This window comes from Thermosipho sp. (in: thermotogales) (genome assembly GCF_020054775.1).
Classification (GTDB): Bacteria; Thermotogota; Thermotogae; order Thermotogales; family Fervidobacteriaceae; genus Thermosipho; species Thermosipho africanus.
Window position 1 is genome coordinate 1 of sequence record NZ_JAIHAP010000087.1, and the last position, 7,414, is coordinate 7,414.

At 33.6% G+C, this 7,414-nt stretch carries 9 protein-coding genes; all 9 read right to left on the bottom strand.

Translation table 11 applies throughout. The features are described 5' to 3' along the window. On the bottom strand, nt 1-347 hold a 347-nt coding region (locus JG780_RS10000), incomplete at its 3' end, for a YjjG family noncanonical pyrimidine nucleotidase (RefSeq protein ID WP_463274147.1). Beyond that, nucleotides 337-1,419 carry a Gfo/Idh/MocA family protein gene (locus tag JG780_RS10005; RefSeq protein ID WP_287570477.1) on the bottom strand — a complete coding sequence of 361 codons (1,083 nt, stop codon included), beginning with the start codon at nt 1,417-1,419 and terminating at the stop codon, nt 337-339. The genes JG780_RS10005 and JG780_RS10000, both read right to left, overlap by 11 nt. Nucleotides 1,420-1,430: 11 nt before the next feature. Continuing rightward, entirely contained in the window at nt 1,431-2,171 is a 741-nt protein-coding gene (locus tag JG780_RS10010) for a ZIP family metal transporter (RefSeq protein WP_287570479.1), read from the bottom strand. Next, nucleotides 2,168-2,962: a carbon-nitrogen hydrolase family protein gene (locus JG780_RS10015; RefSeq protein ID WP_287570480.1), complete on the bottom strand. Its 795-nt coding sequence runs from the start codon at nt 2,960-2,962 to the stop codon at nt 2,168-2,170. Before JG780_RS10015 ends, JG780_RS10010 begins: the two co-directional genes overlap by 4 nt. Next, nucleotides 2,937-4,130 (bottom strand): TIGR04013 family B12-binding domain/radical SAM domain-containing protein, encoded by a 1,194-nt coding sequence (locus tag JG780_RS10020; protein WP_287570482.1) that lies wholly within the window; start codon nt 4,128-4,130, stop codon nt 2,937-2,939. Before JG780_RS10020 ends, JG780_RS10015 begins: the two co-directional genes overlap by 26 nt. Beyond that, nucleotides 4,121-4,357 (bottom strand): DUF370 domain-containing protein, encoded by a 237-nt coding sequence (locus JG780_RS10025; RefSeq protein ID WP_012580149.1) that lies wholly within the window; start codon nt 4,355-4,357, stop codon nt 4,121-4,123. The genes JG780_RS10020 and JG780_RS10025 overlap by 10 nt, the downstream gene beginning before the upstream one ends. A 10-nt stretch (nt 4,358-4,367) precedes the next feature. Then, nucleotides 4,368-5,435, bottom strand: a complete 1,068-nt coding sequence (locus tag JG780_RS10030) for a DUF933 domain-containing protein (RefSeq protein ID WP_004101667.1) — start codon at nt 5,433-5,435, stop codon at nt 4,368-4,370. Continuing rightward, nucleotides 5,432-6,352 carry a tRNA pseudouridine(55) synthase TruB gene (gene truB, locus JG780_RS10035; protein ID WP_287570484.1) on the bottom strand — a complete coding sequence of 307 codons (921 nt, stop codon included), beginning with the start codon at nt 6,350-6,352 and terminating at the stop codon, nt 5,432-5,434. Before truB ends, JG780_RS10030 begins: the two co-directional genes overlap by 4 nt. Continuing rightward, nucleotides 6,352-7,329, bottom strand: coding sequence for a phenylalanine--tRNA ligase subunit alpha (gene pheS, locus JG780_RS10040; RefSeq protein WP_004101664.1), 978 nt, complete (start codon nt 7,327-7,329; stop codon nt 6,352-6,354). The genes truB and pheS overlap by 1 nt, the downstream gene beginning before the upstream one ends. Nucleotides 7,330-7,414 lie beyond the last annotated feature (85 nt).

Genomic DNA, 7,414 nt, shown 5'->3' on the forward strand with positions numbered 1-7,414 from the left:
CCTTTCTCCTTCAATTTTTCTAAGAACTCCTCAGCACCTTCTATAAAGAAGGCAACACTGGAAAGTCCTTTTAAATATACCTTTGCAACTTCATTAAAATTTAAATTAAACACTCCAATTTTTTCAAAAAATTCTCTAAACCTTTCTACAACAATTACTTCTTTTTTATACTTTCCTTCTGAAAAAAGCTTCCACCATTTTTCATTTATAGGCCTATAAATTTCTATGTAACTTTCATCATACCTAATATTAAGGTATTCAAACACACTTTTTAGAGCATACTCTTCAGATTTGTCAAAATCCAATATTGTATTATCAAGGTCAAAATATATCATTTCATATTTCATATTTTTTCTCCTTTATCTCATATGTAGAAAATTCAAAAGGAAATTTAACCGGTTTTCCTTCAAGTGCAGATTTATATATCGCAAGGACTATCTCTACTGCTTTTTTACCATCTTCTCCACTTATGTATGGCTTCCTATCATTCACTATTGATTCATAAAAATCTCTATATAGGGGTACATGCCCACTTCCATATACTGTATCTGGATCTGGCAAGGACATAAATGGATGTCCTTCTTCTCCTTCAAATCTCCATTCCTCTATCCTATTTACCGCTAGCCCTCCTATTACTACTGTCCCTTTTTCTCCAAATATTGCTAGCTTTTCATGCAAGTTCTTTGGATATATCGTTGTTGTCCCTTCTATCATCCCTATTTTCCCATCTTTAAACTTTATTATCGCTCCTCCAAAGTCTTCTGCTTCTATATATGGATGATTAAAGTTCTTTATTACTCCATATACTTCTTCTATCTCTCCTCCAAGCATCCACTGCAACAAGTCTATGTTATGGGTGCATTGGTTCATCAATGCTCCTCCATCTTTCTCCCATGTCCCTCTCCAACTTGCTTGTTTGTAATAACCTTCATTCCTATTCCATCTTATTGTCGCAACTCCATAATGGACTTTTCCAAAATCTTTTCCTTCTATCTTTTTCCTTAACTCTTGTATTGGGGGATTAAATCTATTTTGAAAACATACCTCAAGTTTTAAGTTTTTCTCTTTTGAAAGTTTTATCATTTCATCTGCATGTTTTGTAGATAGCGCCATTGGTTTTTCAACAAGCACATGTTTTCCATTACTTAATGCTTCCATCGCTATCTCATAATGGCTTCCACTATCTGTTGCAATAGTAACCGCATCTATATCTTCTCTTTTTAGAAGTTTTTTAAAATCTGTTTCAACCTCTGGTCTTTTCCCTATCCTTTCTTCAAAAATATCAGCACAATTTGATGCTTTTTCTTTCACTATGTCACATACTGCAACCACATCAAACAATTCTTTGTTTTGTATCAATGCCTCTGTATGTTTTTTTGTCGCTATCCTTCCACATCCTATTAATGCTAGCTTTATCATATATCTCCCTCCTATCCTAAAACAACGTCAAGTGCAGACATTATAAAGAAACCTATTATTAAAAAGTACGTTGACAATCTTTCATTTCCTCTAAGATGGGTCTCTGGAATTACCTCATCACTTATTACAAATATCATAGCACCACCAGCAAATGCCATCATATATGGAAGAAGTGCTCTTGAAATAGACACTATTCCAGAACCCAAAATACCTCCAATTATCTCAACCACACCAGTTAAAAATGCCACCCAAAACGATGTTTTTATAGAATACCCGGCATTTAAAAGTGCTGCAGCAACAGCGGCTCCTTCAGGTATATTTTGCGCTCCAATTGCAAATGCTATATTAACTGCTTGATCTGAAAATGCACTCACACCAACCGCCATACCTTCAGGTAAATTGTGAATTGTAATTGCAATAACAAAAAGCCATATTTTGCTTAATCTTTTAAGTTCAGCTCCCTCATGCCCTTTTAAAAAGTGCTCATGTGGTGAGTATTTGTCCATTAAATCAACAAGTATTGCACCAAGAAAAAAACCAATCCCAAATCTTAAAAGTCCTCCCATTTCTATAGAAGGTGCAACCAAACTAAACGCACTTGCAGCAAGCATAATACCCGCTGCCATACCTAAAAGTGCATCAATAAACTTTTCACTTGCTCCTTTTCTAAATAACAAAAATGGAATTGCCCCTAAAGATGTAGCCATCCCAGCAGCAGAACTTAGTAATATTCCTTTTAAAAACAAATTCATCTTATCACACTCCTATATAGCTCTTTTTTCCTATTTAAAAAATACGCATGCGATATTCCTTCTTCTTTGTATCTAAAAAAATCTAATTTTGAAACATCTAGATCTGCATAAATAAGCTCTTCTTTTCTTCTTGCTTGAGTTATAACATTACCATCTGGCCCAACTATCCTTGAAATTCCAATAAAGTCCATTAATCCTTTCCCACTTGTTGATGATGTTACAAGAAACGCTCCATTTTCAAGAGCCCTTGCTCTAGTTGCAATTTCATAAATATTCCTTCTCTCCTTTGAAAATGCAAATGGTGCAAGTAACACTTGAACCCCGTTAAGTGCCAAAACTCTTGAGATTTCAGGAAAACCTATCTCATAGCATATCAAAATTCCAAATCTAACTCCTTGGAATTTAAAAACTAAAAACCTTTCCCCAGGTGAAAAGACATCTTTTTCCCCTCTAAATAAATGTGTTTTATCATAAAATAAAATCTCTTTTTTCTTCTTTATAACAAACACAGAATTTCTAACTTCAGAAAGTACCTTTCTTGGAACGCCACCTACAATAGCCATGTTATATTTTCTTGAAAGCTTTAAAAGCTCAGATTGTACCTCATTGAAAAAGCTTATCGAATCTTCAAGTATATTTTTATCGTAAGTATAGCCGGAAATTGAAAGTTCGGGAAATAAAATTAAACTAGCACCTATCTCTCCAGCCTTTTCAATAAAATCTATGTGCTTTTTTAAATTGTATTCAAATTTACCCGGTTTTGGACTAAATTGGGCTGCTGCTATTAACATCTGCAACCCTCCTTGCAAGTTGCTCTTGTTTTAACCAATAACCATCAAGATACCCTTGCGAAGTTAATAATCCCAGGAACTTGTAATGTTTCTTTGTAAGAACACCTGGTCCAATATTTGCAAGTGGCGTACCAGGAAGAGGCATAAAGGTATGTGCGTGCACCTTGGCCTTGTATTTATTTACAATTTTTTTGATAAATTCAAAAGTTTTTTCAATATCTTCCTCAGTTTCAAATGGAAAACCAAATATAAAATCTACTCGAGGAATAAAGTCATACTCTTTCAATAATGATAGAGCTCTTTCAATTTCTTCTAAATTATGCCCTCTTTTTATCATTTCCAATACTCTTTCACTTCCACTTTGTGCCCCAATTACTATGTACTTATTATTAACATACTTTTTTATAACCTTAAGTATTTCCTCATTGACACTCTCGGGCCTAACATCCGAAGGAAACGTTCCAAAATATATTTCTTCAACTCCAACCTTTTTCAAGTTATAAAGCAAGGTATCAACTGCTTCAGGGTTGGGAGTTACACCATTTTTGCTACCGTATCCAAATGAGTTTGGTGAAATAAACCTTGCAATTTTCCTGTTATTTTCCACACCTATCTTTGAATATTCAACTATTTGCTCTATAGGTCTATGTCTTACTAATTTTCCAGCAAGTCTTGGGGTCTGACAATATCCACAAGAAAATGGGCAGCCCCTCGTTATTTCTATAGGCATATACAAACTCTTTTCGGGACAAAACGGAGGATAATCAGAAAGTTCTACCCTTTTTGTTATCCCATCATATATTCTATTTTCTGGAAAATCACCATCTATAAATTTACGTATATTTTCTTCTCCATCCCCCGCAAATACATAATCAAACCCTAAATTCAATAATTGCTGTGGCATCGCAGTTGCATGAGGACCACCAGCAACCACCATATACCCTGACTTCTTTAATTTTTTCAACTCATCTACTACTGCTTCAAGATCAAAGCTCATAAAAGAATAGAGGACTACTGTCCCCTCTTTTTCATACGAAAAAATTTCTTCAAAGCTTCTTATATCAACAAGTTCTAAATCCTTTCTGTAAGAATAAATTGACGACACAAGCGCCGTTATACTATATCTATTATTTTGGCTGTATCTAAATAATAATCTCTTTATCTCCACAGAGCCTCATCAACCTCTTCCAATGTTTTCGATGTGACAAAAATATGTCCACTATCCATGATAATTATAGACTTAGACTCTTCACCAAAGGTCATGTTGATAATATTTCCACCAATTTTATGCATTCCCCTAATTTTTCTGGCAACAGCAGAAGAAATTGGCAATACTGCTATTATACGGTTCCTTGGAATATAAAGATTATTCGAAATTTTTACAATTTGTTCCACACTTTCACCCCTAAACATTAAATCTTATTGTAATTATATCACCATCTTCAATTATATGCTCTTTCCCAACTAATTTCATCAATCCTTTTTCCTTTACCTCTTTTTCACTACCAAGCTCTATTAAATCTTTGTATTTAATAACCTCAGCTTTAATAAATCCTCTTGCAAGGTCAGAATGTATTGCTCCAGCTGCTTCTACAGCAGTACTTCCTTTCTTTAAAGTCCATGCCCTAACTTCATCAGATCCAACTGTAAAGAATGAAATAAGACCAAGTTGGTCATATACAACCTTTGAAAGTCTTTCTATCCCTGTTTGCTCAATTCCAAGGTCCTTTAAAAACTCTGCTCTTTCTTCTTCATCAAGTTCCTGTATTTCCTTTTCCATTAATCCACATAGTTCAATATATGCAAAGTTGTATTCTTTAACAAGCTCTAATACTTCTTCTTTTGTTTCATAACTATTAGAAGAAAATTGCTCTTCATCTAGATTAAGAGCAATTATTATCGGTCTTAAAGTTACAAGAGAATAGCTGGAAATCAACTTTCTTTGATCATCTGTTAGTTCATATCTTGAAAGAAATTCTTCGTTTTCAAGAACCTTTGCCAGTTCCTTTAAAAGCTTTAACTCATTTTCTTCGCGGTTATCAAGTTTTCTTTTTGCATTTTCAAGTCTTTCAATTCTATTTGTAATAATTTCAAGATCTCTAAATATAAACTCATCCAAAGCCAATTTTAATTGTTTAAAAGCTGTTTCACCATTTTCTGGATATGGAACACTATCATTTTTAAAAGCCCTTAAAACTAACAAAAGCGCATCGGCATTTTGGACCATATTAAATACCTGTATTCTGCTCTTTTTATCCGAAGGATCAAGAGATGGCGTATCGTAAAATTCAAGGGTTGCATAGGTTGTTTTTTTGGGGTTGTACATCTTTGACAAAATATCAACTCTTTTATCATAAACCTTTGCAACACCTTTTTGATGTATAGGTGAATATGGATCAACCTCTATTCCAGTCAAAAGAGAAAATATGGTCGTCTTTCCAACTTGTGGAAGACCAATTATTCCTATCTTCAAAACATTCCCTCCCTAAAAACTTTTTTTAACTTAAACACACTTTCTCTTACCTCATTCTTTTTTAGAAAACTTGACGTTCTCTGCGAAACGGCAATTGCTACTAATCTACCATTACAAACAAGCATAACATCTTGATCTTTTCTAAAATCATCCCTTATCTCTTTTACAAAATCCATAGTTGGTTGTACACCGTTAAATATCTTTTCAACGTAATCTTTATAAATCTCAACCTGTGGTAAATCCAAAACTTCCTCCACTCTTAAAATCCTATTTACAATTTGCTCAGAAGATAGTTCAAATGGATTAATTGAATCTTTAATAGAAAATTTTCCTACACTTTTCCTTACAAGTTCAACAGCTGTTGCCCCACAACCAAGCTTGTAACCTATATCCATACACAAACTTCTAATATATGTTCCAGGTGAAACTACTACCTCAAAAGAAAACTCCGGAGGAACTATCTTTATATTTTCTATCTCATATATTTCAACTTCAACAGGCGGAAGTGAAATAATTTTTCCTTCTCTTGCAAGTTTATATAACCTTTCACCATTATATTTTTTGGCTGAATATGCTGGTGGAACCTGTTTGTATTTTCCTTTGAAAGATAAAATTGCATCTTTTATTTCATCATTGCTTTTTTGACATACTCTTTCTTCCTTTACTTGTCCAGTGATATCAAAAGTTTCAGTAATCAATCCCAACACAGCTCTTACATAGTATCTCTTTTTTTCATTCTTTAAATACTCCAAAAGTCTTGTTGCACCTGAAATACCAATAACTAGAACACCTTCTGCAAAAGGATCAAGTGTTCCTGCATGGCCTATTTTCTTTGTTTTAAGCTTTTTTCTTAGCTCATCAATAACATCATGAGATGTTACACCTTTTGGTTTAAATGCATTCAAAAATCCTACCATCAGTAATTCTCCAAAAACCTCACATCATTTTTTATAAAATCCCTAATATCTCTTATTCCGTACTTAACCATTGCAATTCTTTCAAGGCCAAGGCCAAATGCAAAACCAGACCATTCGTTTGGATCATATCCTACGTTTTTGAAGACGTTTGGATCAACCATACCAGCTCCTAAAATTTCAAGCCACTTTCCATTAAATAGAATATCAACTTCATAGCTTGGTTCTGTAAATGGGAAAAAGCTCGGTTTTAATCTAACCTTTGCGCTATCTCCAAAAACTTTTCTTGCCATCTCTTCCAATGTATATTTTAAATGCTTTACCGTAACATTTTTATCCACATACAACACTTCCATTTGGGTAAACATCGGAAGATGTGTGGAATCATAATCTCTCCTAAAAACTCTACCTGGTGAAATAATAGCAAGTGGTGGTTTTCTTTCAAGCATTGTTCTTACCTGAACTGGCGAAGTATGGGTTCTTAGCAAAATTTTATCTGTAAAATAAAATGAATCTTGAACATCTCTTGCAGGATGCCATTCCGGTGTATTTAACGCATCAAAATTGTGCCATGTATCCTCGACTTCTGGACCTTCCACTACCTCAAACCCCATTGAAATGAATATATCTTCCAACTCTTTTTGTATTTTTGTAAGAATATGTAAATGTCCTCTATCTTTTCTTGCACCAGAAAGTGTAACATCAACTCTTAGTTTTTCATACTTTTTCTGTTTTTCGATTCTATATAACTCATTCATTCTATTATTTAAATAATCTTCCACTTCTGATTTTGCTTTATTAACAACTGCACCAAATTTTGGTCTTTCTTGTTGTGAAAGATCCTTTAACTTTTTCATCTGAGAGGTTATTAAACCTTTCTTTCCAAGATATTTAACCCTTATCAGATTTAATTGCTGAAGATCTTCTGCATTGTCTATTTCTTTTTTGGCAGTATCAACAAGTTGTTTGATCTCGTCCATCCAAACACCTCCAAATTTAACCTGTATGAAACGAAATTCAATATTAATTATAACATATATATGCTATCATTTAAACAAATAGGAG